The sequence below is a fragment of the Haloferax prahovense genome (genome assembly GCF_000723845.1).
Taxonomy (GTDB): domain Archaea; phylum Halobacteriota; class Halobacteria; order Halobacteriales; family Haloferacaceae; genus Haloferax; species Haloferax prahovense.
Genome location: NZ_LK053001.1, coordinates 319,452 through 342,264 on the forward strand (window position 1 = coordinate 319,452; position 22,813 = coordinate 342,264).

Below are 22,813 nucleotides of genomic sequence, written 5' to 3' on the forward strand. Positions count from 1 at the left end.
CGTCCGCCCCTCCCCAGCTATGTCGAGAAATGAGTCCACGCCGGCGTTGATGTCCTCCTCGTCGTGCCGGTACACGTTCGACCCGTCGGTCCAGACCGACGCCCACCTCCAGACGACGTGGGAGTGCCCGCACGAAGCCCACCCCGAAAGCGAGTTCTGCGTGTTCCACATGAGCCGCGACGAGCGCGCCTCGCTCGACGTGACCGGCGACGACATCGTCGGCGAACTCCGGGCGAACCTCCAGTCGCCCGACACCCGCGTCAACGAGTACGTCGGCGCGGACCTCCCGCACCTTTCGCTCACCTACCAGGACATCAACGGCGCGACGAACCACGTCCTCAACTTCCAGCACGCCGACATCGAGGGGTTGGACCTCACTCACGGCCGCCTCGACCAGGGGTTGATTCTCCGCGAGGCGACGGTCGGCCGCCTCAAACTCGACGAGGCGGTGGTCACCGGCGACGTGGACGCTCGGGAGGTCACCGTGACCGGCGCGGTGACGACCAACGAGGCGACGTTCGAACAGGACGTCCGCTTTTCGGAGGCGACCTTCCGCGGCGAGGTCCGCTGCGACGAGACGGTGTTCCAGGGCGACACCAGTTTCGCAGACGCGACGTTCCACGGCACGGCGCGCTTCCGCAACGTCGAGACCAGCGGGAGCAGCCACGTCCTCGACGACAACATCACCTTCGCGAACGCGACGTTCCGCGACGACGCGAGTTTCAGACAGGCCATTTTCAATTACGTGACGTTCGAGGGCGCGCGGTTCACCGCGGGGTCGGATTTCGAGCACGTCGAGTTCGAGGGCGACGCGCGGTTCGACGGCGTCCGCTTCGACGAGATGGCCGACTTCGACGAGGCGCGGTTCGACGACGACGCGAGCTTCGCCGACGCCCGGTTCATGCAGTTGGCCGAGTTCCGCGGCGTCGAGTTCAACGGCGGGAGCCGGACGACCCACGACGACGTGACGTTCGAGGGCGCGACGTTCGAGGGCGAAGCGGACTACAAGCTCGCGCGATTCCGTTATTCGGACTTCAAGGACGCCGTGTTCAAGGGCGCGGTCAACTTCGACCGCGCGACGTTCACCGCCCGCACCGACTGCTATCGCCTCCGCGTCGACGGCGCGTTCGACCTCTCTTTGGCGTCGTTCGGCGGGCAGGCGAACTTCGACGAGAGCGAGTTCCGCGACGCCGTCGTCGCCGAGGAGACGACGTTCGGGTGCGACGCCTCGTTCGAGGGGGTCGAGTTCGAAGCGAACGCTCGGTTCGGCGAGGCCCGGTTCGAAGAGGACGTGAGCTTCAAGACCGCGGCGTTCCACGGCCTCGCCTCCTTCCGCGGGGCGTTCTTCGAGGGCGAACTGCAGCACCTCGAAGCCAACGCCTCGTTCAACGAGGCGACCTTCGAAGCCGGCGCGGAGTTCGAGGCGGCGAACTTCACGAGCGCGTCGTTCTGGGAGACGACGTTCCACGACCGGGCGGACTTCCGGCAGTCTGACTTCGAGACGGCGCGCTTCCGCGTGCTCGTCGGCGACCGCGACACCTACCTCGACTTCACCGACGCGACGCTCTCCGGCGGCACGATTTCGCAGGGCTCCGGCGAGCCGACGCCGTACGACCTCACCCGCGCGACCATCGGCGACCTGACGCTGGAGGGCGACGGCAACGAACACCAGCTTTTGGACCACTTCCGCTTCTGTCTCACCGAGTTCGACCGCTTCGACTTCAGCGACCACCACGGCTACCTCGAACGCAACGACTGGACCATCCACGACTTCGTCGGCAACGGCGCGACCGGCCAGTTCGCCGTGGAACTGACGCCCGATATCATCGAAGAAACGTACCGGAAGGCGCAGGACAGCGCCAACGCCGTCGGCGACACCCCGGCGAGCCGCGAGTTCGAGTTCAAGCGCTACTACTACAACCGCCAGAAGAACTTCGACATCATCCTCAACGAGTACTCGCTGAACACGTGGGCCCGCGGCAAGAAGGTCGCCAGCGTGGGACTGAACACGCTCATGCAGGTCACCTGCGGCTACGGTAACCGCCTCCCGCGAATCGCGGCGTTCACGTTCCTCCTTCCGGCGCTGTTCGGACTGTGTTACGCCCTCGGCGGGCCGTTTCTGACGCAGGCTGGGAGCGTCTTCGACCCCGCCGCCGTCGACAAGACGACGATGGAGGTGCTCTTCGACAACGTCTACTACAGCTACATCAGCTTCAGCACGGTCGGCTACGGCGATATCAACCCGCTCGGGCCGGCGGCGCGCGTGCTCGCGGCGAGCCAGGGGATGTTGAACGGGCTGTTTTTCACCCTGCTCACGTTCACGCTGTTCAAGCGCGTGCTCGGCGGGAGCTAATCGAGCCGAGTCGCCCGCGTCCTGTCCTCACTCGTCCGACCGCTCGTACACGTCCGGACGCGCGTGCTGGAGCGTCTGCATGTCGCGGCGGATGTCGTCCAGGTGCGACAGGTCGATAGTCGCCGTGACGACTTCCTCGCGGTCCTGCGCCTTCGAAACCACGTTCCCCCACGGGTCGACGACGAGCGTGCGGCCGTAGGTCTCGACCCACGATGGCTTGTCCCCGATTTGGCCGGGCGCGATGACGTACGCCTGGTTCTCGATGGCTCGGGCGCGAAGGAGCGGCTCCCAGTGGTCTTTTCCGGTGTGCATCGTGAACGCCGCGGGGACGAGAAGGACGTTCGCGCCGGACTGCGCCATCGTTCGGTAAAGCTCCGGAAACCGGAGGTCGTAGCAGATAGAGAGGCCGAACGTCGCGAGGTCGGTGTCGACCGTCACCGCCCGGTCGCCGGGGGCGACGTGGTCGGACTCGCGGTGTTCGACGCTCCCGCCGATTTCGATGTCGAACAGGTGGACCTTCCGGTAGGTGTCGAGCACCTCGCCGCTCGGGCCGATGAGCGCCGACGTGTTGTAGACCCGGTCGCTGTTCGGAATCCGTTCGAAGAAACTCCCCGTGTGGACGAAGACGCCGTGTTCGCGGGCCTTCTCCGAGAACCGTCGTACGGTGGGTCCGTCAAGCGGCTCTGCGACCTCGGCGAACCGCTCTTCCGGGCCGATAAAGGTCGTCATCTCCGGGAACGCCACGAAGTCCGCACCGTCGGACGCGGCCTCGTCGAGGAGGCCGAGCGCCCGCTCAACGTTCGCCGCCTTGTCGTCTCGCGAGTCTAGCTGGCACGCGGCCGCCACGAATCGGGACATCTCGTCGGGAGGCTACGTGGACCGACGATATGGTAGTCACGGTTACTCGCTCGGGTCGAACTCGAGGTAGACCAGTCGCTCGTCGCCGACCGTCCATCCGCGGTGTCCCGGCGGGATGGTCGCGGCGCAGCCGGCGGCAATCTCCGTCTGCGTCCCGTCGTCCAGTTCGAGGCCAAGCGTCCCCGAAACGACGTAGATGTCATGGGCGTTCTGGCAGTAGGCGGCTTCCGCTCCATCGTGGTCGGCTTCCGCTCCCCATTCCGGCTCCAGCGTCGCTCGCGTGACCGCCACGTCGCTTAGGTCGACCGACTCCGTGCGGCCGGCTTCGAGCGCTGTCGGGTTTGTGTCGGAAAGCTCTGTGACGACCAGCTCGTCAACTTCTGTACTGTCTGCCATGGAAGACGTTCTCCGGGGATAGTCGTCTCTTTTGTCGCTACTGAAACTCGCGACAGAAATATAAGAATGTTTATCACCATGTGTTAATATACAAATTCCGACAGCATTTGACGAGTGCTCTGTCGGCTCGACGGTCTTCCGTCTGGAATGGTGTCCGGTGCGACCTAGAAGCCGACTCCGAATCGGCAACCCCTGCCAAGCTATATGAACTTTCAGCCGACTTACATAGTTGAATATGGTTTCGACTCCTCGCGTTCGAGCCCTCCCCTCGTCGTGGCAATTCGCGTTCGTCGGGGCGGTCGTCTCGCTCCCCGTCAGTACGGTCCTGAACCGACTGCCGAACTCGGAGGCGACCGTCGGTGCCGGTATCATGATATTCGGGGCGTTCGTCGCGGGCGCTATCGCCGCAGTCCGCTCGGCGGACCCGGACGCCGCCGGACTCCGCGCCGGTTTTCTCGGCGGCGCGCTCGAACTGCTCGTGTTCATGGTGACGTCGGGAACGACGACGGCGTGGCCGCTGTCCAGAGTCGCGTTCTTCGCACTCGCCAGCGCATCTGTTCTGTGTCTCGCCCCCGTCTTCGGTCTGGGTTGCGGTCGAGTCGGTGGGTGGGTGGTACGCTCCGTCGCTTCACGGTGGAACTCTACTGCGAGTACGTCGTAGCTTCCTTGTGATTCCTTGTGCAGAATTGCCAAATAATAAAGATACACAGATAACTGATGTGTTGGCTATAATACTCGCTTTTGGGTTCGAACATCGCCTCCGTTCTCACAGCGAAGTGATTTCGAACTCGTTCAGCAACAATAGTCGCGTTTGTTCCTCTGTGGGGAACAGAACCGTTGCGACGCGCGCTCCTGTTCTCACTCCTCGACGGGTTCGAGCGGGTCGGTTTTCCCCCACCGCGCCGACGCGCCCTCGGTCGGTGTCGCCCACCCGACGGCGTTGTCGATGACTCGCTTGATCTCGTCCTGGTGGAAGATGGGATACTCCTCGTGGCCCGGTCGGAAGGCGAAGATTCGCCCGCGGCCGCGACGATAGCAGACGCCCGAGCGGAACACGTCGCCGCCTTCGAACCACGAGATAAAGACGGTTCTGTCTGGTTCCGGGATGTCGTACGGCTCGCCGTAGGTCTCCGTCGCCGGGATGACGAACTGCTCGTCGAGGCCGTCGGCGATGGGGTGGCCGGGGTCCGCGACCCAGACGCGCTCGCGCTCGCCGCCGTGGCGGTACTTGATGTTGCAGGTCGTGCCCATCAGCCGCGTGAACGGTTTCGAGTTCTTCCCCGAGTGCAGCGGGATGAAGCCCATCCCCTCGTGGACGCGGTCGACGACGCGCTCCGCGACGGCGTCCGTCACCTCGTCGTTGGCGCAGTGGGACCACCAGACTAGCACGTCCGTCGCGTCCAGTGTCTCCTCGTCTAAGCCGTGTTCGGGCTCCTGTAACGTCGCCGTCCGAACCTCGCGGTCCGGCCCCTCCAGATGTTCCGCGATGGTGCCGTGGATTCCCTTCGGATACCGCTCTGCGACCTCTGGTTCTTCCCGTTCGTGGACGTTCTCGTTCCAGACTGTGACTCGTGTCGGCATGCGCCATAGTGTTCGCCCCCGTTGATAAATTCTCCTCCCGAGCGAGATATTGGGTATCAATCGCTGCTCTAAACTGTTCCCCTAAAGGGAACTTATTGTCAATTGTCGACACATGGGCTGTAGCTGCAGAATCTGGAATATTGTGGTTTTGAACGCCACGTGACGAGGGAATATCCTCGTTTTCCCGGCCGACAAGCATTACGATTATATGGTTGTAATCTATCTGCGGAACCGCCTCCTCGATGTTCCCGAGACGGCTTTGAGAATAGTTCTCGATTAATAATTCCCAATAGGGGAACGCCACTCGACTCGATTCCAACTCTCGTGAGTCACCTCCACGTCGAATCGCCCGCCTCGGACCTCACCAATCCTTCTCTTGAATATCTGCCGGTACACCCCAAATATCGTCGTTCCCTCGAAGGGAACGAGAATTGCTATATTGATTTTTCGTGCGCTTCTCCCGAACCCCGCGCGTCGCCGCCGCGGGACCTTACGACGCCGTTTCCGACCACGGGCGTTCGTAACTCGGGTCGTCGACGAAGCGGTCGAGACCGGCGCGAATCGACATCCGACTTCCGGCAGGGAGCCGCACCCGGAGCGCGCCCGTCCCTTCGTCGCCGTCACTTGCGCTGTCGGAGTCTTCCTCGCCGCCGCCGCGCTCCACGCCGTCGGTCTCGACCGTAGTAAAGCGGTGTTCACCGTACGCGCCCGCTTGGACGACGACCTCTTCCTGTCTCGCCCCGGTGTTGACGAGCGTCAGTTCGATTCCGTCTTTCGTCACCGACTCCACGAGCGCGGCGACGCCTGCCGGTAGTCCTGGCCGTTCCCGGCGCGCGTCGAAGTGTCTGACCTGCGCCATCACGAGGCCGCCGTAGTAGACGGGTTGTGGCGCTCCCATGGTGAGTTGGAGCAGTGCCTTGTGGAACGCCGGGTTTCGGTCTCTGAGGTAGTCTTCGTCCACGGTCGTCGGCTCGTTCCCCTCGGCGTCGAACAGGCGCAGTCGCTCGTCGACGTGCTCGCGCGTCGCTTCGAGGATTCGGTCCGGGTAGTCCTGGAACTCCCCGTCGAGGTAGGCCAGCCACGCGTACTCGTGACCGTCGTCGTGTTTCGTCTTCGCCCGCGGGTCGACGCGTCGCCAGTCCTGTTCTCCCCAGTCGCGGAGCCGACGCAGTCGATTTCGGTCCTCGTCGCGCATCGACATGTACCAGAGGTGAACCGCGTAGGGGTCGTCCGTAAGCGGCTGGAACTCGTACCAGCCGTCCCGCCACAGCACCTCCCCGTCGTCCTCCGTGAGGACGCCCGAGGCGTCGTAGTGGTAGTCGCCCTCGCCGCCGTACTTGTGCGGGATGTGGAGGGTGCTGTGTACGTCGTCTTCGGCGACCTCGATGCCGTTTTCGATGAGCACGTCGAGTTGCGACCGCGGGAACTCGAGGTACTCCCGGTCGCCTTCGAGCAGGACCGCGTTCTCGGCGGCGACCGTCGGCCCGATGCCGATGTAGTGCCACCCGCCCCACGACCAGCCGTAGTAGCCGCCGTACCACGACCCGTCTGTGTACTCGCCGATTTCGCCGGAGCGCCCGACGTTGTCGGGGATGATGCCGCCGTTTTCGGCCGTCCGCTCCCGCCACGCGTCGAGGTAATCGGTCACCCACTCGCGGTAGTCGTCGTCGCCCGTGTGGAGATAGGCGTTCGTCATCAGGCTCGTGATGTTGAGGTTCAGTGGGATGTCGCCCTTCGCGCAGCGCTCGTTCAGCACTTCGAACAGGCGCTCTTCGTTCGCCGGGTCGAGGAGGTCCGCGGCCTCGTCGAACTCTAAATCCCGCCACGGGAGGCCGTGTCTGGCCCAGCGGTAGTCCGCGCCGTAGGGGTGGTGTTCGTAGGCGGAGAAGTCGCAGAACTCCGGGCCCATGCTCCCGTTCATCGGCCCGCGAACCACTCGGTTTTCGGCGTCGTAGTTCCCCGTGTCCGAGTCGGCGGTGTAGAGGTCAGCGAACTTCGTCGCTCGGTCGACGACCGCGTCGTCGTCGGGCGCGGCGAGGCCCATGTTGTACGTGTAGAGGTTGCCCTCCCCGAGGTGGAACCAGTCGCGACACTGTTCGAACTCGTCGACGACCATCGGATGGCCGAACGGCGTCTCCGTCGCCGCGCCGCGTTCCAACGCGGACTCGTACACGCGACGGGCGTGGTCGAGCAGGCGTTCGTCGCCGCCCATCGCGTACACGAGCGGCCAGTTGTAGAACCCCTCGACCACGTCGTCGAAGCCGTCGACGCCCACGTGGTCGTCTGGCGGCCAGAACGGCTCCCCGTCGGGGCCGGTGTAGTCGTTGACGAACCGGTCGACTGCATCGGCCGTCAGGTCGAACAGTGCTCGCTGTTTGTGCGCCCACGTCGGCGGTCGAGTCGCCTCGGCGGTCGCTTCGAACTCGCGCATGCCACCATACCCCGCGTCTCGGGTGATGAATATTTGGGTCGCGCGAGTCGCGGCGCTCCGGCCGGTTCGGGCGACGACGATCCGTCTGACCGCGTCGTCGGCGAACCTCCCGATTCAGTCGTCACTCACCGTGCCGACACCGCGCGGCTCGACCTCGTCGCTACCGCGGTTATGCCAGTCGCTCTCGCGGCCCTCGGTCGGTCGGTCGCTGGTTGTCGTCGGTCGTTGGTTGTCGTCGCTCGGCGTCTTCTGTGGGTCGCGTTCAGTCGATGAGGCGCTCGATGTCGTCGTCGAGCTGGTCGTACAGCTCCTCCGCCTGGCGCTCGTCTTCGGCCGACAGCGGGCGAATCGGCTCGCGGACTCCCCCGCCGTGCAGGCCGGCCAGTTCGAGGCCTTTCTTCACCGCCGGGACGCTGATAGCGCCATCGAGGGTGTTGTTCTGTCCAGTCTGGTCGCGGAAGTTCTGGTAGGGCAGACAGATGTTCCGAAGCTCACGGGCGCGCTCCCAGTTCTCTTCGGTGAGCGCCTCGAACAGCGCGAGGCCGACTTCCGGCCGGAAGTTGCTCACTCCCGCCGAGAATCCCTCGATGCCCTCGTTCCAGAACGAGACGGCGAAGGGTTCGGCGAGGCCGTCCACCCAGACCACGTCGTCGCCGGTGGCGCTGGCGGCCGCGCCGAGTTTCACGGCGTCTTCGATGGCGTACTTGATGCCGACCACGCCGTCGAGCCCCGCGAGGTCGCGGAGATAGTTGATTGACGGGTCGAATCCCTTGACGTACGGCACCAGCGGGGCCGACGAGGCTTCGGCGAGCCTCTCGTAGTAGCGAAGCAGCCCGCGCTCGTGGACGTACGTGTGGTCCGGCGGCATTATCATCATCCCGTCGACGCCGATGCGGTCGTAGGCGTCGATGAGTTCCCGCGCACCCGTCGTGCTCCCGCCGACGCCGGCGAGGACGCACACGTCGGAGGGGAGCGCATCGACGGCCGTCTCCGTCACGTCGACGCGTTCCTGCTGGGACAGCGAGTGATACTCGCTGATGTTCGCCGACGCGAGGAACGTGCGGATTCCCTCGTCGTAGAGGGTCCTCGCGTTCGCTGCCAGTTCGTCGTGTTCGATGTCGAGGTCGTCGTCGAACGGGGTGAGGAGCCCGGCGGCGACGCCGCGCAGGTGCTCGCGCACACCGCTCTCTGCGAGTGGCATACCCGAACCACCGTGCACTCGCGCATAAAATCTTCGGACAGGGGGGTCGCACGCGACGACGAGCGCCCGAGGACCGTCAAAACAGTTATCTGCCCCATCTCTGTAGTCGAACCCATGCCGCGTCAGACAGACTCGTCTCCAATCGCCGTCGGAGTCGTCGGCCTCGGAAGCCTCGGTCGTCGGCTCTGTCAACAGTTCGTCGAACTCCCCCGGTCGGAACTCGTCGCCATCTCCGACGTGGACCCAGACGGCCTCGCCGAGGTCGGTGACTCCTTCGACGTTCCCGAGGCGCACCGCTACCCGTCGTTCGAGGCGTTCCTCGATTCGGCCCCGATGGACGCCGTCGCCGTCGCGACGCCTAACGGCCTGCACTACGAGCAGACCTCGGCCGTGTTGGACCGCGGCCTGCACGTCCTCTGCGAGAAGCCGCTCGCGACCGACGCCGAGGAGGCCTACGAACTCACGACCCGCGCCGAGGCGAGCGACCAAACCGTGATGGTCGGCTACCAGCGACACTTCAATCCGGCCTACAAGCGCGCCCACGACGAGTGGGCCGAGGGCGACCGCGTCCCGCGATTTATTACCGGTGAGGTGACCCACGACTGGCAGTCCTACTACGAGAAGGAAGACGACTGGCGGATGAACCCCGAACTGAGCGGCGGCGGTCACCTCCTGAACGTCGGCACGCACGTCATCGACGCCATCCTCTGGACGACCGGACTCACCCCGACCCACGTCAACGCCTACGTCGACTTCCACGACGACGAGCAGGTGTTCGACCGCCAGTCCTCCATCATCATCGAGTTCGCGGAGGGCGCGGTGGCGAACGTCTCCGACACGGGCGTCGTCGCGCGGACCCGCGAGCACGTCCACATCTGGGACGACGAGGGGGCGATATACCTCGAAGGCCACGAGTGGGACGACCGGACCGGCTACGTCATCGACGACGAGGGGACCGAACACCATCCCTACGACGGCTACGAGCGGTGGCTGAGCAAGGGCACCGCGTTCCTCGACGCGATAGAGACCGGCGAGACGCCGCCCGCGACCGCCCGCGACGGCCTCAAGGCGGTGCTCATCACGATGGCGGCCTACGAGTCGGGTCGGCGGAACGAACGCGTCGCACTCGACGAACTCTACCCGTTCGCGTCCGACGTCTTCCAGTAGCGCGCCTTCGTTCTCTCTCGACTGTTTCCACTCCGCGTTCTCCCGCGCGAGGCGGAGTTTTATCGTGGTGGCCGATTCTGTAGAGGTATGCGAATCGCGACTATCAGCGGATACGCTCTCTCGTCACCTATCGAACCGCCGCAGGACCGACCCTTCCACGGCGGCGTCCGTCGCCTCCTCAAACGCGACGTGGTGCTCGTCGTCGTCGAATCGGCCGACGGAACCCGCGGCATCGCCACCGCCGGCGCGAGCAGTTCCGCGATGCGGGAGTACTTCGAGGGCGAATCGCAGGGCACCTTCGCGGACGTGGTAAACGGGGCCGTCGCCGACGCGCTCGAAGGCGAGACCGTCGAGGAGGTCGAAGACGCGCACGCGATGCTCCGCGACACCGACCTCCCCGACCGACTCCGCCATCAGGCCATCTCGGCGCTCGACGTGGCCCTGTACGACATCCGCGGGAAGGAGGTCGGTGCGCCCATCTACGAACTGCTCGCCGACGAGTACGGCACCGACCCGACGACGGAGATGCCCCTGTACGCCAGCGCCGGGATGTACATGGAACCCGAGGGGTACGCCGAACAGGCGGCGACCATCCGCGACCTCGGCTTCTTCGGCTACAAGTACCGACCGGGCATCGGCCCCGACGGGGACCGCCGCACTGTCGAACTGCTCGCCGACGTCGCGGGCGACATGGAAGTGATGCTCGACGTGCACACCTGGTGGAAGATTCGCGACGGCTACGACCGCGAGACGGTCGAAGACCTCGTCACCTTCGCCGCCGAGCGGGACTGCTACTGGGTCGAAGAGCCCGTCTCGCCCGACGACCACGCGGGCTACGTCGAACTCGCGGAGACGGGCGCGCCGCGGGCCGGCGGCGAGAGCGAACCGACGCCCGAGGGCCTCGTCGCGCTCGGCGAGACGGGCGCGGTCGACTTCCTGCAGGGCGACGTTCGGCACCACTGCGGCTACACCGGCTGTCGCCCCGCGGTCGAGTCCTGCGTCGGCCGCGACGTGGAGTTCGTCCCGCACAACTTCGGGACGTGGGTCGGCCTGCTCGCCAACGCGCACCTCGTCGCGGCCGCGCCCGAGGTGTCGCTCCTCGAATACCCGGTCTTCGAGGACGACCCGCTCCTCGACGCCGAGACCGACCCCGGAATGTACCCCTTCGACCTCGCGTTCGACATCATCGAGGGCCAACCCGCCGTCGAGGACGGCGTCCTCTCGCTGTCCGACGAGCCGGGACTGGGAATCGAAGTGAACTTCGACGCGCTCGACGACTACCCGTTCCGCGACGGGCCGTGGACCGAGTTCCACTACGACGAGGACTGAGTCGACGGTTCGAAGCGACTCGCCGCCTTCGTCCCGTCTGTCTCGCCGCGTTCGCCGTCTGCACAAGCTATAATGCGTCTCTCCGTGGTACATTTTTCATGCACGTAACCGACATCGAAGTCATCCCGATATCGCACCGCCTCCCCGAGGGCGAGGGCCTCGGCGACGCGCGCGGGTTCGGCCACGACAGGGCGACGACGCTCATCCGCGTCGACACCGACACCGGCGACGTCGGCTGGGGCGAGGCGTTCGCCCCGGGGAGCGTTATCGCGCCCGTCGTCGACGAGTTCTTCCGCGACGACGTGGTCGGCATGGACCCCTTCGACGTGCGGCGCCTCGCGGAGGCGTCGTACACAGACCCATACCACTTCGGCGGGAGCGTCTTCGTCCAGAGCGCCCTCAGCGGCATCGACGTGGCCCTGTGGGACCTCGTCGGCAAGGCGACCGGCAAGCCCGTCCACCGGCTCCTCGGTGGGACGCCGCGGGAGACGCTCACCGCCTACGCCTCGACGATGTACTTCACCGAGGCGGACCGCGACATCGCCGAGCCGATTCGGGACGCCGTCGACGAAGGATTCTCCGCGGCCAAGATAAAAATCGGCAACGGCACCGACTCGGACGTGGAGCGGGTTCGAACCGCCCGCCAACTCTTCGGCGACGACGCGCGGCTGATGGTCGACATCAACGGGAACTACCGGCCGCGACAGGCGATTCGCACCGCGAAGGCCATCGAGGAGTTCGACATCACGTGGATGGAAGAACCCGTCCCGCCGGAGAACCTCTCGGGCTACCGCGAGGTCAAACGCGGCGTCGACGTGCCCCTCGCGGCCGGTGAGGCGCACTACGGCCGCTTCGAGTTCAAGCGCCTCGTGGACGACCGGACGGTCGACGTGGTCCAGCCGAACCTCGGGCGGTGCGGCGGGCTCTCGGAGGCGAGTCGCATCGCCGACCTCGCCAGCACGGAGAACGTGGCGGTCCGGCCGCACATCTGGAACAGCGCGGTCGGCCTCGCCGCGGCGGTCCAGTTCGCGGCGTCGGTCTCGGACTACCCGCACACGCGGCACGTCCCGGACCCGATGATGGTCGAGTTCGACCGGAGCGAGAATCCGCTCCGCGACGAGATTCTGCGGACCCCGTTCGACCCGACCGGCGGCGAGGTGGACGTGCCGCAGGCCCCCGGCCTGGGCGTCGAAATCGACGAGGACGCGGTCGAACGGTACCGCGCCGACCGCTGAGCGCGGGTCGCTCGTTCGTCTCCCCGCCGCTGCACCGCCGAACCGACCTCGCGCTGTTCCGACTCGCGGGATAGTTTTATGCGTTAAAGCACCGTGGCACCGGTATGCAGTCATCGCTAGTGGTAGTCGACAGCACGGACTCCAACGAGCGCCTCCTCGTCGAGGCGGGGCAAATCGCGGCCGGCACGGACACGCCGCTCGTGCTCCTCACGCGAATCACCGAGGACGAAATCGTCGAGAACGCCGAGACGTTGCAGGCGATGAGCGACGCCGCCAACACGCCGCTGGAGTCGAACTCGGCGCGGGAAGTCGCCACCCGATTCGCGTCGCAGGCCGCCGACGAGGCGTTCGAGTCGGTGAACGGAACCGTCGAGTACGACGCCGTCACCGTCGTCGCCGACGAGGGCGAGTTCGCGGACGAGGTGATTCGCGTCGCCGACGAGCGCGGCTGTGACCACGTCTACGTCGCCGGTCGACAGCGCTCGCCGACAGGGAAGGCGCTGTTCGGCGACACCGCACAGCGCGTCGTCCTCAACTTCGACGGCCCGGTCACCATCCTGACCGAGTGACGGAGCGGCCGGACCCACCGAAACGACAGCTATTTGCGACCGCGACTCGTCACGTGTTATCACATGTATCAGCTGTCGGAGCAAGCGGAGCCTGTACCGTCGGGTTCGTCCCGAACCATCGACATCGGCTACATCGGCGGCGGGAGTCAGGGGTGGGCCCACACGCTCATCAACGACCTCGCGCAGTGTCCGGACCTCGCGGGGAGCGTCACGCTGTACGACGTGAACTACGAGATGGCGTCGAAGAACGCCCTCCTCGGAAACCGCGTGATGGACCGCGAGGAGGCGGTCGGCGACTGGTCGTTCGAGGCGACCCGGAGCATGGACAAGGCGCTCGACGGTGCCGACTTCGTCATCTGCTCGATTCAGGACCCGCCGGGTGAGACGTTCGTCCACGACATCGACGTGCCCCAGGAGTACGGTATCTATCAGACGGTCGCCGACACCGTCGGCCCCGGCGGGGCGATTCGGGCGCTGCGAGCGATTCCGCAGTACCGTGAAATCGCCGCGACGGTCCGCGAGCGCTGCCCGGACGCGTGGGTCATCAACTACACCAACCCGATGACGGTCTGCACGCGGACGCTCTACGAGGAATTCCCCGACATCAAGGCCATCGGGCTCTGCCACGAGGTGTTCAAGACCCAGAAGCTGTTCGCCGAGATGGCGGAGCGCTACATCGACGAGGCCGAGGACGTCGCCCGCGACGAGGTTCGGGTCAACGTCAAGGGAGTCAACCACTTCACGTGGGTCGACGAGGCGCGGTGGCGCGACCGCGACGTGTTCCAGTACCTCGACGAGGAACTCGAACGTCGGAAACCGCTTTTCGACCGCGAGTCGGGCGACCTCGACGCCGAGTCCTACTGGGTGAACAACGAGGAAGTCGCGCTCGACCTCTACGACCGCTTCGGCGTCCTCGGCGCGGCGGGCGACCGTCACCTCGTGGAGTTCGTCCCGTGGTATCTGAGCATCGACGAGCCGGCGGAAATCCAGCGCTACGGTATCCGGCTCACGCCGAGTTCGGCCCGCGTCTCCGACGACGAGGGCCCCGACGAGATGGAACGCTACCTCGAAGGCGACGCGGAGTTCGAGTTCCACGAGTCGGGCGAGGAAGCGGTCGACATCATGCGGGCGCTCTCCGGCGAGGGGACGTTCGTCACGCACCTCAACTACCCCAACGAGGGGCAGGTCGACGGCATCCCCGAGGGCGCGGTCGTGGAGACGAACGCGCTCCTCTCCGGAGACGACGTGACACCCCTCTGTGCGGGCGGCTTACCCGACGAGGTCGAGAGCATGGTCGAGCGCCACGTCACGAATCAGGAGACGCTCGTGCGCGCGGGCTTCGAAGGCGACCTCGACCTCGCGTTTCAGGCGTTCCTCAACGAACCGCTCGTCACCGTCTCGCGCGACGAGGCCCAAGAGCTGTTCGCCAAACTCGTCGAACTGGAGCGCGAGTACTTCGCCGACTACGACCTCGACGCGTCGGTCCTGCGGGCGTAAGCCGGCGTTTCGAACCCTCGCGAACACGTCACTCCCCACCTCCGGGGTCAGCTATTTATCCCGCGGCCCAGTCGGTACACGCGATGTCGAGCGCCAATAGCCGCGGTTTGAGCTTCGGCTGTCAAGTTGTCAGCTACGGAAACGTCGAGAAAACCATCGAGCGAGCGGTCCGAGCCGAGACGGCCGGGTTCGACACCGTCACCGTTCCGGACCACCTGTTTCACCCGACCGGCTCCGAGGAGTATCTGGTGGACCCGCCGTGGGAGGCGTTCTCCGTCCTCGGGGCGATAGCCCAGCGCACCGAGGAGGTGACCCTCATGCCCGGCGTCGCGGACTCGGTGCGCCGCCACCCGACCGAACTCGCGCACGTCACGGCCACGCTCGACCGGATGACGGACGGCCGCGCCGGTCTCGGTATCGGGGCCGGCGAGGCGTTCAACTTCGCGCCGATTTCGGACATCGACTGGGACGACCCGTACACCCGGTTCAGGGAGTGTGTCGCCGTCATCGACGGCCTGTGGAACTCGACGACCGACGAGCCGTTCTCGTTCGCGGGCGACTACTTCGACCTCGACGAGGCACACATGGGGCTGAAGCCCGCACAGGAGCCGCGCCCGCCGCTCTGGATAGGCGGTTACGGCGAGAGCATGCGCGGTCTGACGGGCGCGGTCGCCGACGGCTGGTTCCCGTGGATTTACTCGCCCGACGAGTACGCGGCCGACCTTCGGAAAGTCCTCGACGTGGCCGCGGACCGAGGCCGCGACCCCGACGCCATCGACCGCGCGGTGATGGTTCCGACCACGGTCTCCGAGGACGGCGACGAGGCTCGCGCGGCCGGCATCGAGCGCAACCGCGTGAACCTCGCGCTCCGACCGCCGCTCCTCGCCGACATGGGCTACGAGGACATCGCGGAGTCGACGCCCATCATGTGGCAGATGGCGTTCGACGAGGAACAGGAGCGTCAGTTGTCGGCGGCGGCCGAGCGCATCCCGGACGGGGCCGTCGACGATATCTGCGTCGCCGGCGACCCCGAGCGCGCCATCGAGCGAATCGAGGCGTTCCGCGACGCGGGCGTCGACAACCTCGTTCTCATCCCCGTCGGCGACTACGAGGAGACGATGCGGCACTACGAAAACGAGATTATTCCGTACTTCAGCGAGCGGTAGCGCGGCGGGACGAGTCGGAGCGTCGGTCGCCGACACCGGCTGATGCGGTTAGTCGGTCACTCCTGTGCGCCGTCGCTGACGCCGGGTTCCTGCTGGTTGTCGTCGTCGTCTCCTCTGCTCGCATCGATTCGCGGTTCTACCCCGAACCGGTAGTACGCCGTCCAGACGGCCGCTACGACGGCGACGATGGCGAACAGCGTCGGCGACCACACCATGCCGAACTGCTGGGCCAGCCACATTCCCGAGAGCATGACGCCGAGGACGAACACGAACACGGTCAGGTCGGCGGCTCGAAGATTCATGTACCGACGTTCGGAACCGACCGGGATAAACGTTCACACGGCGACGCGCGAGCGCTCCGCTCAGTCGCGGACCAGCCAGCCGACGGCGTTGCGGAGCAGTCGCCGGTAGTCGTCGTTCTCGAAGGCCTCGGCGGTGTGTCCGAGCGACGCGTAACAGACTCGCCCCGCGCCGTACTCGCGGACCCACGCGACCGGGTAGTCGGTGAGGTCGGGGTGGGCCATGCGCGCGAGCACGGTCACGTCGTCGTCCACGTCGACCTGATACGGCTCGTCGAACACCTCGAAGTCGTCGACGCCGTCGGTCACGGCGTGGTCGGAGACGATTTCGACGCCGAACGTCGATTGCTCGGGGTGGGTGAGGAAGTGGCCGCCGAGGAGGTCGCGGAGGTCGGGAAACGGCTCGTCGCGCTTGTCGAGGCCGCCGTCCCCGTCGTGGACGTTGATGAGGTCGGCGGCGCAGTGGAGACCCAGATAGGCTCCGCCGTCGCGGACGAAACTGAGGAGACCGTCTAACTGCTCGGGTGTCAGGGTGGCGTCCGTCAGGTAGTCCACGACGAGGTCGTAGCCCGCGAGGTCGGCGAGGGCGTCTTTGTCGGTCGTCGCGGTCACCTCGGCGGCGTCGCCGATGGCGGACTCGATGTGCGGTCGCATCTCCTCGAAGTCGTGGAACGAGAAGGTCGTCTCTCCGATGACTAACGCGGACGGCTGCTGCATGGGCTGTCGTTCAGTTCCCGCGCGAAAAGTCGTTTCGGTGCCACCACGGCTTGCTCGGCACGACCGTCCGGGGCACCCGCCCGAGGCGACCGCTCACTCGAACTCGATGCGCCCGAAGTACGCCGGCGAGTGGTACGTCGGCTCCGGCAGTTCGATTCGGTTCCACGTCCCCTTCTGCGCGTCGGGCAGACCGCTCCGGTAGAAGTTCCCGCGCCAGACCGTCTCCGAGTCGAGTTCGAGCGGGAGGCCGGTCAACGACTGGAGCGTCGACCGCGGGAGCCGCGCCGCGAGCCACCACGCGTCGTCGTCCGGGGACGCGGTTTTCGTGGGGCCGGGGACGGACGTTTCCACCTCGACGGCCGCCGCGTCGGTCGGCGAGACGAGGTCGCGGCCGATGTCGCGCTCGCGCCAGTTCGGCTCCTGCCACGCGAGTTTGAACGTGCCGCAGCAGTTCGCCTCGAAGTTGAAGTACCGCCCCGGCGAGCCGTCGTCGGGCGGGGCCGGCGTGGCGAACAGTTCGACCGAACTGTCCTCGAACGTCGGACCGTTCAGCTCCGTCACGTCGGCGGTTATCTCGTCGTCTTCGACGTGGAACTGCAGGTAGAGCGCCTCCGCGTCGAACAGCGCCCTGACCGTCGTCTCCGGGCCGGGTTCGTCGCCCCACGCGTACTCGTCCAGTCGGGCGACGTTCGCCCGCTCCCACACCGTCCCGTCGACCGCGCCGGTCAGCGGGACCGCCCTGTCCGCGTCGATGCGGCTGACCTCGTAGGTTCGCATACGTCTCACTCACTCGACCCGCCCGCAAGAGCGTTCCGCCCGCACCCGACGAAACCACTTTGTCGGGCGCTACCGAATCGCGTGGTATGAGACGAGAGTTCACCGGCTACCGCCGGGAGAGCGGCCGCATCGGGGTCAGAAACCACGTCGCCGTCCTTCCGACCTCGGTCGCGTCGTCCTGCGTCGCCCGCGGTATCGCGGCCGAGGCGGGGGCGTGGGCGCGCGCGACGCCGCACCAGATGGGAGCGAACCAACCGGACGAGGCGCGAGCGCAGACCGAGCGGGTGCTGGTCGGCGTCGGGCGCAACCCGAACGTCGGCGCGGCGCTCGTCGTCGAGTTCGGAACCGAGGACATCGACGCCGCCGACCTCGCGGACCGAATCGCCCGAGACGGCAAGCCGGTCGAGACGCTCTCGGTCCGCGAGGTCGGCGGGACGGCCGCGGCCCTCCAGCGCGGGCGCACCGCCCTCGACTCGCTGAACGAGGCGGCCGCGGACGCCCGCCACGAGTCGGCCGACGCGAGCGAACTCGTCGTCGGCGTCGAGTGCGGCGGGAGTGACGCCACCTCGGGCATCGCCGCCAACCCCGCCGTCGGCGACGCCTGCGACCATCTCGTCGCGGCCGGGGGAACCGCCTCGTTCAGCGAGACGCCGGAGTTCATCGGCGCGGAACACGTCCTCGCGGAGCGATGCGCCGACGAGGAGACCCGCCGCCGACTGCTCGACCGCGTCGAGCGCCGCGAGGCGACCGCCGACCTGATGGGGGTCGACCTCCGGGGCGCACAGCCCTCGCCCGGCAATCAGGAGGGCGGCCTCACGACCATCGAGGAAAAGAGCCTCGGAGCCATCTCGAAGGGCGGGACGACCCCCGTGCGCGGCATCGTCGACTACGCCGAGCGCTTGCCGGTCGGCGGCGGCCTCGTCCTGATGGACACGCCGGGCTACGACGTGGAGAGCGTCGTCGGCAAGGTCGCCGGCGGCGCGCAGATTATCGTCTTCACCACCGGGCGCGGGAGCACCACCGGCAACCCCGTCGCGCCCGTGGTGAAGGTCACGGGAAATCCCCGGACGTGGGAGCGCATGCGGTCGAACATGGACGTGAACGCCGGGGCGGTGGTCGAGGGCGACGCGACGATTTCCGAGGCGGGCGAGCGCGTCTTCGACGAGGTGCTCGCCGTCGCCGACGGGAAGCGAACCGGGGCCGAGACGCGCCGGATGGAGGAGTTCGCCATCACGGAGGTCCACCCGCGCGAACTCGCGGAGGTGCGGGGCAAATGAAGGGCCGCGTCCTCGACGGGGGCGCCCTCGTGCTGGCCGACGGCGACAGCGTGGCGACGGCGCTCGAAGACCTCGACGCCGGGCGCGAGGTCCGCGACGGAGACCGCGCGGTGACGCTCGCCGACGACGTTCCGTTCGGCCACAAATTCGCCCTCGACCCGCTGTCGGCCGGCGAGACGGTCCGCAAGTACGGTGAGGTCATCGGGCGGACCACGGCGGCTGTCGCGGCCGGTGAGTGGGTCCACACGCACAATTGCGAGAGCACCCGCGGCCGCGGCGACGTGGCGGCGGAGGTGGAGCGATGACCCGGAACCCACACCCGGACCGCCGCCGAGTCACCCCAGACTCGTTCGCGGGCCACCGCCGACCCGACGGCCGCCTCGGCATCCGAAACCGGGTGCTCGTCCTCCCGTCGGTCATCTGCTCGCACGTCGTCGCCGAGGAGATAGCCGCTGGTTCGCCCGGTGCGGTGGCCGCGCCCCACGACCACGGCTGCGGGCAGTTGGGCGCGGACGCCGAGCAGACCGAACGGACGCTCGTCGGCCTCGCCGGGAACCCGAACGTCGCGGGTACGGTCGTCGTCGGCCTCGGCTGCGAGACGGTCCGGAGCGACGTCGTCGCCGCGGCGGTCGAAGAACGCGGGCTTCCAGTCCGCGAACTCACGATACAGGACGCCGGGGGGACCGACGCCTGCGTCGACCGCGGCACGGCCGCCGTCGCCGACCTCCGGGAGTCGGCCGCCGCTCAGGGGACGGACGGGGCGACCGCGACAGCCGACGAACAGACGGCGACCCTCGGTGACCTCACGGTCGGCGTCGTCGTCGACGACCTCGCGGACTCGACCAGACGGCACGCCGACCCGCTCGTCGCCGAGTTGGTCGAGCGGGTCGCGTCAGCCGGCGGGCGGGTCGTCGTCGCCGGCAACGAGCGGTTCGCCGCGCACCCCGAGGAGACCCGGTCGCTCGTCGGCGACGCGGCCGCCGACCGACTGCTCGACGCGGCGGGCCGCCCCGCGAGGGCGACGCGCGTCGGAACGGAGGCGGCGGCCCGTGGATTCGACGCGGCGACGGGATTCCTCGGCAACGCGCCGGTCACGGGAGTCGCGGCGTACGGTCAACGAGTCGATGAAACGGACGCTGCCGATGCCGCCGCCGGCGCGGTGACGCTGCTCGACGCGCCCTCTCGGGTCGAGGAGGCCGCGACCGGCCTCGCCGCCGCGGGCGCGCACCTCGTCCTCCACGTCACGGGACAGGGGACGCCCGCCGGCCATCCCATCGTTCCGGTGGTGAAACTCTCGGGCGACGCGGACACGCTCGCGGCCGTCCCCGACGATATCGACCTCGACGCCCGCGAGACCGACGCGGACGACCTCGAAGCGTATCTTCTCGCCGTCGCCGACGGCGACCGGACGTGCGCCGAGCGACACGGACTCACGGAGTTCGCCATCGCCCGCGCCGGCCCGTCGACCTGACGGTCGCATCGAGTCTCGCGCCGCCGTCCTCGGCGCATCGCCTTCCGGCTCGCCAATCTTTATTGGGTGGTAGTGTCACACCGAGTCGTAGTGGTAGTCAATCAGCAGGCTCGACCAGCGAGTCGAGGGCAGCGGAGCGCACTCGCGCTCATCGGTATCTCTCGCGTCGCGTGTGGGTCGCTCTTCGGCACGGCGATGGCGCTCTACATCGGAGAACAGGGGTCGCCGTTCGCGGTGAGCCTCGCGTACGCGGCGTTCTCCTTCGGACTGTTCGTGTTCGCCCCGGTCTGGGGCGCAATCGCCGACATCACGGGTCGGCGGCGAGCGATACTCATCGGGACCGCGTTCCTCTCGACGCTCGCCATCGCCCCGCTGACCGTGACCGCCTCGGTCCCGCTCCAAATCGCCTGTCGTGGCCTCTTCGCGGTGTTCACCGCCGGCTTCCAGTCGGTGATTCTCACCATCGTGAGCGAGTCGGGCGGCGAGTCGGAGCGCGGACGTTCCATCGGTTTCTACAGTAGCGCCCGCTCTAGCGGGGCTATCAGCGGTCGGCTGTTCGTCGGCTATCTCGTCGGCCTGCTCGTGCCGACCGACCTCTATCTCGTCGTCGTCGGCCTCGGCCTCGTGGCGACGCTCCTCACGCTCCGCATCGCCGACCCGACGCCCCCGTCCGAAGAGACGCTGACCACGGGTCGACTCCTTGGGGAAGTCCGCGGGCGACTCCTCCCCGGCGGCGCGCGGCGGGAACTGTTCGAGCGGACCGGACTCGGCTGGCTGTACGTCGGTATCGTCCTCCGGAACATGACCGAGAAGGGCTTCATCTCGGTCGTTCCGGTGTTCCTCGTCGCCGACGTGGGGCTCTCGAACGTCGTCATGGGTGCCGTGCTCGCGGTCAGTCCCGCGGTCCGAGTCGTCTCGATGTACAGCTTCGGTCGCCTGAGCGACAGCATCGGCCGGAAGAAGCTCATCGTGGGCGGACTCGCCGGCAGCGGCGTGCAGGCGCTCGTCGTCGTTCTCGCGCTCGTTCCCGACGGGCAGCTCGCCCGCATCGGTATCAGCAGCACCGCCTTCGTCGTCCACGCGGTCACGTTCTCGATGCTCACCGTGGGCACTATCGCTTTCGTCGCCGACGTGGCCCCCGTCGACCGCGAGTCGGAACTGATGGGGCTCCGGTCGACCGCCCGCGGCCTCGGCGGCGTCCTCGGACCGCTTCTCGTCGGCGTGCTCGCCACCCGGTTCGACTACGCCACGGCGTTCGTCTGCACCAGCGTCCTCGCGTTCGTCGCCGCCGGGTTGGTCGGGCGGACGCTCACGGAGAGTTTCTCGCCCGAGTGAGCCGCGCCGTGCGACCGCTCGGCCCCGCTGGTAAACGCTTATCACGCCGCCCGCTGACGTTCGAGTCGATGACGCCTACAGTCGCTACTTCCCCTTCGCCAGACGGTGAGCGCCGATGACTGAGACGCCGATTCGGGTCGGCATCGTCGGCTGTGCGAGCATGGGACGGTCCCACGCCGAAGCGCTCGCGGACACCGACGGTGTCGAACTCGCGGGCTGTGCAGACCACACCCCGGAGACCGCCCGGTCGTTCGGCGAGACGCACGACTGTCCGTCGTACACCAGTCACGCCGACCTGTTCGCCGACGCCGCGCTCGACGCTGTCTGCGTCTGCACGCCCAACGGGGCCCACCGCGACATCGTCGTCGACGCCGCGGCGGCGGGCATCGACGTGCTCTGCGAGAAACCGCTGGAAATCACGCCCGGCCGCGTCGACGACATGGTCGCCGCCTGCCGCGACGCCGGTGTCACCCTCGCTTGCGTCCTTCAGCGGCGGCTGTTTCCCACGATGCAGTTCGCCCGCGAGGTGGTCGGCGACGGTCGGCTCGGACGGCTCGTGTTCGCCGACGTGCGGGTGAAGTGGCACCGCGACCGGTCGTACTACGACGACTCGTCGTGGCACGGCAGCGCGGACCTCGACGGGGGCGTCCTGTTCACGCAGGCGCTCCACGGTATCGACCTGCTTCAGTGGGTCGCCGGCGACGTGTCACGGGTTGCCGGCACCGGCGACGCGCTGTATCACGACATCGAAGCTCCCGATACGGCCGCGCTCTCGCTCCGGTTCGAAGACGGCGCGCTCGGGCAGGTGTCGGCGACCACGGCGACGCGGCCCCAACAGCCCATCAGCCTCGAATTCAACGGGACGGAGGGAACGCTTCGCGTCACCGAGACGGGCGTCGAACTGTTCGAGGTGAACGGGGAGAAACAGCCCGTCGACCTCCCCGACCCGCGCCCCGACGGCCCGCACGTCGCCCAGATACGCGATTTCGTCGAGGCCGTCTCCGCGGGCCGACCGCCGATGGTGCCGCCGGACGAGGCGAGAAAGGGAGTGGACATCATCTTCGCCGCCGAGCGCTCGGACAGTCGCGGCGAGTGGGTATCGGTGTCGTCGGTCGGCGACCTCCGCGACGCGGACGACTGAATTCGCTGACTCG

At 67.3% G+C, this 22,813-nt stretch carries 21 protein-coding genes; 13 read left to right on the forward strand and 8 right to left on the reverse strand.

The features are described from left to right. The first annotated feature begins 49 nt into the window (after positions 1 to 49). Positions 50 to 2,353: a pentapeptide repeat-containing protein gene (locus tag BN984_RS16465; RefSeq protein ID WP_049968761.1), complete on the forward strand. Its 2,304-nt coding sequence runs from the start codon at positions 50 to 52 to the stop codon at positions 2,351 to 2,353. 27 nt (positions 2,354 to 2,380) lie between these two features. Here the strand turns inward: BN984_RS16465 and BN984_RS16470 are convergent, their stop codons facing one another. Together BN984_RS16470 and BN984_RS16475 are read right to left on the reverse strand one after the other, a co-directional pair. Then, positions 2,381 to 3,211, reverse strand: coding sequence for a carbon-nitrogen hydrolase family protein (locus BN984_RS16470; protein ID WP_008097139.1), 831 nt, complete (start codon positions 3,209 to 3,211; stop codon positions 2,381 to 2,383). 42 nt (positions 3,212 to 3,253) lie between these two features. Then, positions 3,254 to 3,607 carry a cupin domain-containing protein gene (locus BN984_RS16475; protein WP_008097140.1) on the reverse strand — a complete coding sequence of 118 codons (354 nt, stop codon included), beginning with the start codon at positions 3,605 to 3,607 and terminating at the stop codon, positions 3,254 to 3,256. Between the two features lie 235 nt (positions 3,608 to 3,842). On the opposite strand from BN984_RS16475, the gene BN984_RS16480 reads away from it, so the two are divergent. After that, complete coding sequence (locus BN984_RS16480) at positions 3,843 to 4,268, forward strand: DUF5518 domain-containing protein (protein WP_008097141.1); 426 nt, start codon at positions 3,843 to 3,845, stop codon at positions 4,266 to 4,268. A gap of 197 nt (positions 4,269 to 4,465) precedes the next feature. On the opposite strand, the gene BN984_RS16485 is transcribed toward BN984_RS16480, so the two are convergent. From BN984_RS16485 to BN984_RS16495, 3 genes are all read right to left on the reverse strand, one after another. Next, on the reverse strand, positions 4,466 to 5,188 hold the full coding sequence (locus BN984_RS16485; RefSeq protein WP_049968762.1) for a ThuA domain-containing protein: 723 nt from the start codon (positions 5,186 to 5,188) through the stop codon (positions 4,466 to 4,468). Positions 5,189 to 5,678: 490 nt separating this feature from the next. After that, positions 5,679 to 7,619 carry a hypothetical protein gene (locus tag BN984_RS16490; protein ID WP_049968763.1) on the reverse strand — a complete coding sequence of 647 codons (1,941 nt, stop codon included), beginning with the start codon at positions 7,617 to 7,619 and terminating at the stop codon, positions 5,679 to 5,681. Between the two features lie 262 nt (positions 7,620 to 7,881). Beyond that, positions 7,882 to 8,820, reverse strand: coding sequence for a dihydrodipicolinate synthase family protein (locus tag BN984_RS16495; RefSeq protein ID WP_049968764.1), 939 nt, complete (start codon positions 8,818 to 8,820; stop codon positions 7,882 to 7,884). Positions 8,821 to 8,934: 114 nt separating this feature from the next. Between BN984_RS16495 and BN984_RS16500 the strand changes: the two genes are divergently transcribed. The 6 genes from BN984_RS16500 (at position 8,935) to BN984_RS16525 (ending at position 15,783) form a co-directional block, all read left to right on the forward strand. Then, positions 8,935 to 9,987, forward strand: a complete 1,053-nt coding sequence (locus tag BN984_RS16500) for a Gfo/Idh/MocA family protein (RefSeq protein ID WP_008097147.1) — start codon at positions 8,935 to 8,937, stop codon at positions 9,985 to 9,987. Between the two features lie 87 nt (positions 9,988 to 10,074). Then, positions 10,075 to 11,316 carry a mandelate racemase/muconate lactonizing enzyme family protein gene (locus BN984_RS16505; protein ID WP_049968765.1) on the forward strand — a complete coding sequence of 414 codons (1,242 nt, stop codon included), beginning with the start codon at positions 10,075 to 10,077 and terminating at the stop codon, positions 11,314 to 11,316. A 98-nt stretch (positions 11,317 to 11,414) separates the two neighbouring features. Next, positions 11,415 to 12,551 (forward strand): mandelate racemase/muconate lactonizing enzyme family protein, encoded by a 1,137-nt coding sequence (locus tag BN984_RS16510; protein ID WP_049968766.1) that lies wholly within the window; start codon positions 11,415 to 11,417, stop codon positions 12,549 to 12,551. A gap of 119 nt (positions 12,552 to 12,670) precedes the next feature. After that, positions 12,671 to 13,120: a universal stress protein gene (locus tag BN984_RS16515; protein ID WP_049968833.1), complete on the forward strand. Its 450-nt coding sequence runs from the start codon at positions 12,671 to 12,673 to the stop codon at positions 13,118 to 13,120. Between the two features lie 63 nt (positions 13,121 to 13,183). Further along, positions 13,184 to 14,617: a family 4 glycosyl hydrolase gene (locus BN984_RS16520; RefSeq protein ID WP_008097156.1), complete on the forward strand. Its 1,434-nt coding sequence runs from the start codon at positions 13,184 to 13,186 to the stop codon at positions 14,615 to 14,617. Between the two features lie 83 nt (positions 14,618 to 14,700). Then, a complete protein-coding gene (locus BN984_RS16525) occupies positions 14,701 to 15,783 on the forward strand; it encodes an LLM class flavin-dependent oxidoreductase (RefSeq protein ID WP_049968767.1) in 1,083 nt (360 codons plus the stop codon). A gap of 56 nt (positions 15,784 to 15,839) precedes the next feature. Here BN984_RS16525 and BN984_RS16530 read toward each other — a convergent pair whose 3' ends face one another. The 3 genes from BN984_RS16530 to BN984_RS16540 all read right to left on the reverse strand — a co-directional run bounded on the left by BN984_RS16530 (position 15,840) and on the right by BN984_RS16540 (position 17,576). Then, a complete protein-coding gene (locus BN984_RS16530) occupies positions 15,840 to 16,085 on the reverse strand; it encodes a hypothetical protein (protein ID WP_004041200.1) in 246 nt (81 codons plus the stop codon). Between the two features lie 60 nt (positions 16,086 to 16,145). After that, positions 16,146 to 16,799: a ThuA domain-containing protein gene (locus BN984_RS16535; protein ID WP_049968768.1), complete on the reverse strand. Its 654-nt coding sequence runs from the start codon at positions 16,797 to 16,799 to the stop codon at positions 16,146 to 16,148. A gap of 93 nt (positions 16,800 to 16,892) precedes the next feature. Beyond that, positions 16,893 to 17,576, reverse strand: coding sequence for a carbohydrate-binding family 9-like protein (locus BN984_RS16540; protein WP_049968769.1), 684 nt, complete (start codon positions 17,574 to 17,576; stop codon positions 16,893 to 16,895). 86 nt (positions 17,577 to 17,662) lie between these two features. On the opposite strand from BN984_RS16540, the gene BN984_RS16545 reads away from it, so the two are divergent. The 5 genes from BN984_RS16545 to BN984_RS16565 all read left to right on the forward strand — a co-directional run bounded on the left by BN984_RS16545 (position 17,663) and on the right by BN984_RS16565 (position 22,800). Beyond that, complete coding sequence (locus BN984_RS16545; protein WP_049968770.1) at positions 17,663 to 18,853, forward strand: UxaA family hydrolase; 1,191 nt, start codon at positions 17,663 to 17,665, stop codon at positions 18,851 to 18,853. After that, positions 18,850 to 19,158: a UxaA family hydrolase gene (locus tag BN984_RS16550; RefSeq protein WP_008097161.1), complete on the forward strand. Its 309-nt coding sequence runs from the start codon at positions 18,850 to 18,852 to the stop codon at positions 19,156 to 19,158. Before BN984_RS16545 ends, BN984_RS16550 begins: the two co-directional genes overlap by 4 nt. Then, positions 19,155 to 20,324: a UxaA family hydrolase gene (locus tag BN984_RS16555; protein ID WP_049968771.1), complete on the forward strand. Its 1,170-nt coding sequence runs from the start codon at positions 19,155 to 19,157 to the stop codon at positions 20,322 to 20,324. Before BN984_RS16550 ends, BN984_RS16555 begins: the two co-directional genes overlap by 4 nt. Positions 20,325 to 20,474: 150 nt before the next feature. Beyond that, a complete protein-coding gene (locus tag BN984_RS16560; protein WP_081442863.1) occupies positions 20,475 to 21,659 on the forward strand; it encodes an MFS transporter in 1,185 nt (394 codons plus the stop codon). A gap of 115 nt (positions 21,660 to 21,774) precedes the next feature. After that, the gene (locus tag BN984_RS16565; RefSeq protein WP_049968772.1) at positions 21,775 to 22,800 is read left to right on the forward strand and encodes a Gfo/Idh/MocA family protein; all 1,026 of its coding nucleotides are present in this window, start codon (positions 21,775 to 21,777) and stop codon (positions 22,798 to 22,800) included. Positions 22,801 to 22,813 lie beyond the last annotated feature (13 nt).

Coding starts and splice junctions, on each gene's coding strand:
- BN984_RS16530 (WP_004041200.1), bottom strand. CDS start 16,085: ATGAATCTTCGAGCCGCCGACCTGACCGTGTTCGTGTTCGTCCTCGGC.
- BN984_RS16475 (WP_008097140.1), bottom strand. CDS start 3,607: ATGGCAGACAGTACAGAAGTTGACGAGCTGGTCGTCACAGAGCTTTCC.
- BN984_RS16500 (WP_008097147.1), top strand. CDS start 8,935: ATGCCGCGTCAGACAGACTCGTCTCCAATCGCCGTCGGAGTCGTCGGC.
- BN984_RS16545 (WP_049968770.1), top strand. CDS start 17,663: ATGAGACGAGAGTTCACCGGCTACCGCCGGGAGAGCGGCCGCATCGGG.
- BN984_RS16525 (WP_049968767.1), top strand. CDS start 14,701: ATGTCGAGCGCCAATAGCCGCGGTTTGAGCTTCGGCTGTCAAGTTGTC.
- BN984_RS16555 (WP_049968771.1), top strand. CDS start 19,155: ATGACCCGGAACCCACACCCGGACCGCCGCCGAGTCACCCCAGACTCG.
- BN984_RS16505 (WP_049968765.1), top strand. CDS start 10,075: ATGCGAATCGCGACTATCAGCGGATACGCTCTCTCGTCACCTATCGAA.
- BN984_RS16485 (WP_049968762.1), bottom strand. CDS start 5,188: ATGCCGACACGAGTCACAGTCTGGAACGAGAACGTCCACGAACGGGAA.
- BN984_RS16565 (WP_049968772.1), top strand. CDS start 21,775: ATGACTGAGACGCCGATTCGGGTCGGCATCGTCGGCTGTGCGAGCATG.
- BN984_RS16535 (WP_049968768.1), bottom strand. CDS start 16,799: ATGCAGCAGCCGTCCGCGTTAGTCATCGGAGAGACGACCTTCTCGTTC.
- BN984_RS16550 (WP_008097161.1), top strand. CDS start 18,850: ATGAAGGGCCGCGTCCTCGACGGGGGCGCCCTCGTGCTGGCCGACGGC.
- BN984_RS16490 (WP_049968763.1), bottom strand. CDS start 7,619: ATGCGCGAGTTCGAAGCGACCGCCGAGGCGACTCGACCGCCGACGTGG.
- BN984_RS16480 (WP_008097141.1), top strand. CDS start 3,843: ATGGTTTCGACTCCTCGCGTTCGAGCCCTCCCCTCGTCGTGGCAATTC.
- BN984_RS16470 (WP_008097139.1), bottom strand. CDS start 3,211: ATGTCCCGATTCGTGGCGGCCGCGTGCCAGCTAGACTCGCGAGACGAC.
- BN984_RS16540 (WP_049968769.1), bottom strand. CDS start 17,576: ATGCGAACCTACGAGGTCAGCCGCATCGACGCGGACAGGGCGGTCCCG.
- BN984_RS16520 (WP_008097156.1), top strand. CDS start 13,184: ATGTATCAGCTGTCGGAGCAAGCGGAGCCTGTACCGTCGGGTTCGTCC.
- BN984_RS16510 (WP_049968766.1), top strand. CDS start 11,415: ATGCACGTAACCGACATCGAAGTCATCCCGATATCGCACCGCCTCCCC.
- BN984_RS16465 (WP_049968761.1), top strand. CDS start 50: ATGTCCTCCTCGTCGTGCCGGTACACGTTCGACCCGTCGGTCCAGACC.
- BN984_RS16495 (WP_049968764.1), bottom strand. CDS start 8,820: ATGCCACTCGCAGAGAGCGGTGTGCGCGAGCACCTGCGCGGCGTCGCC.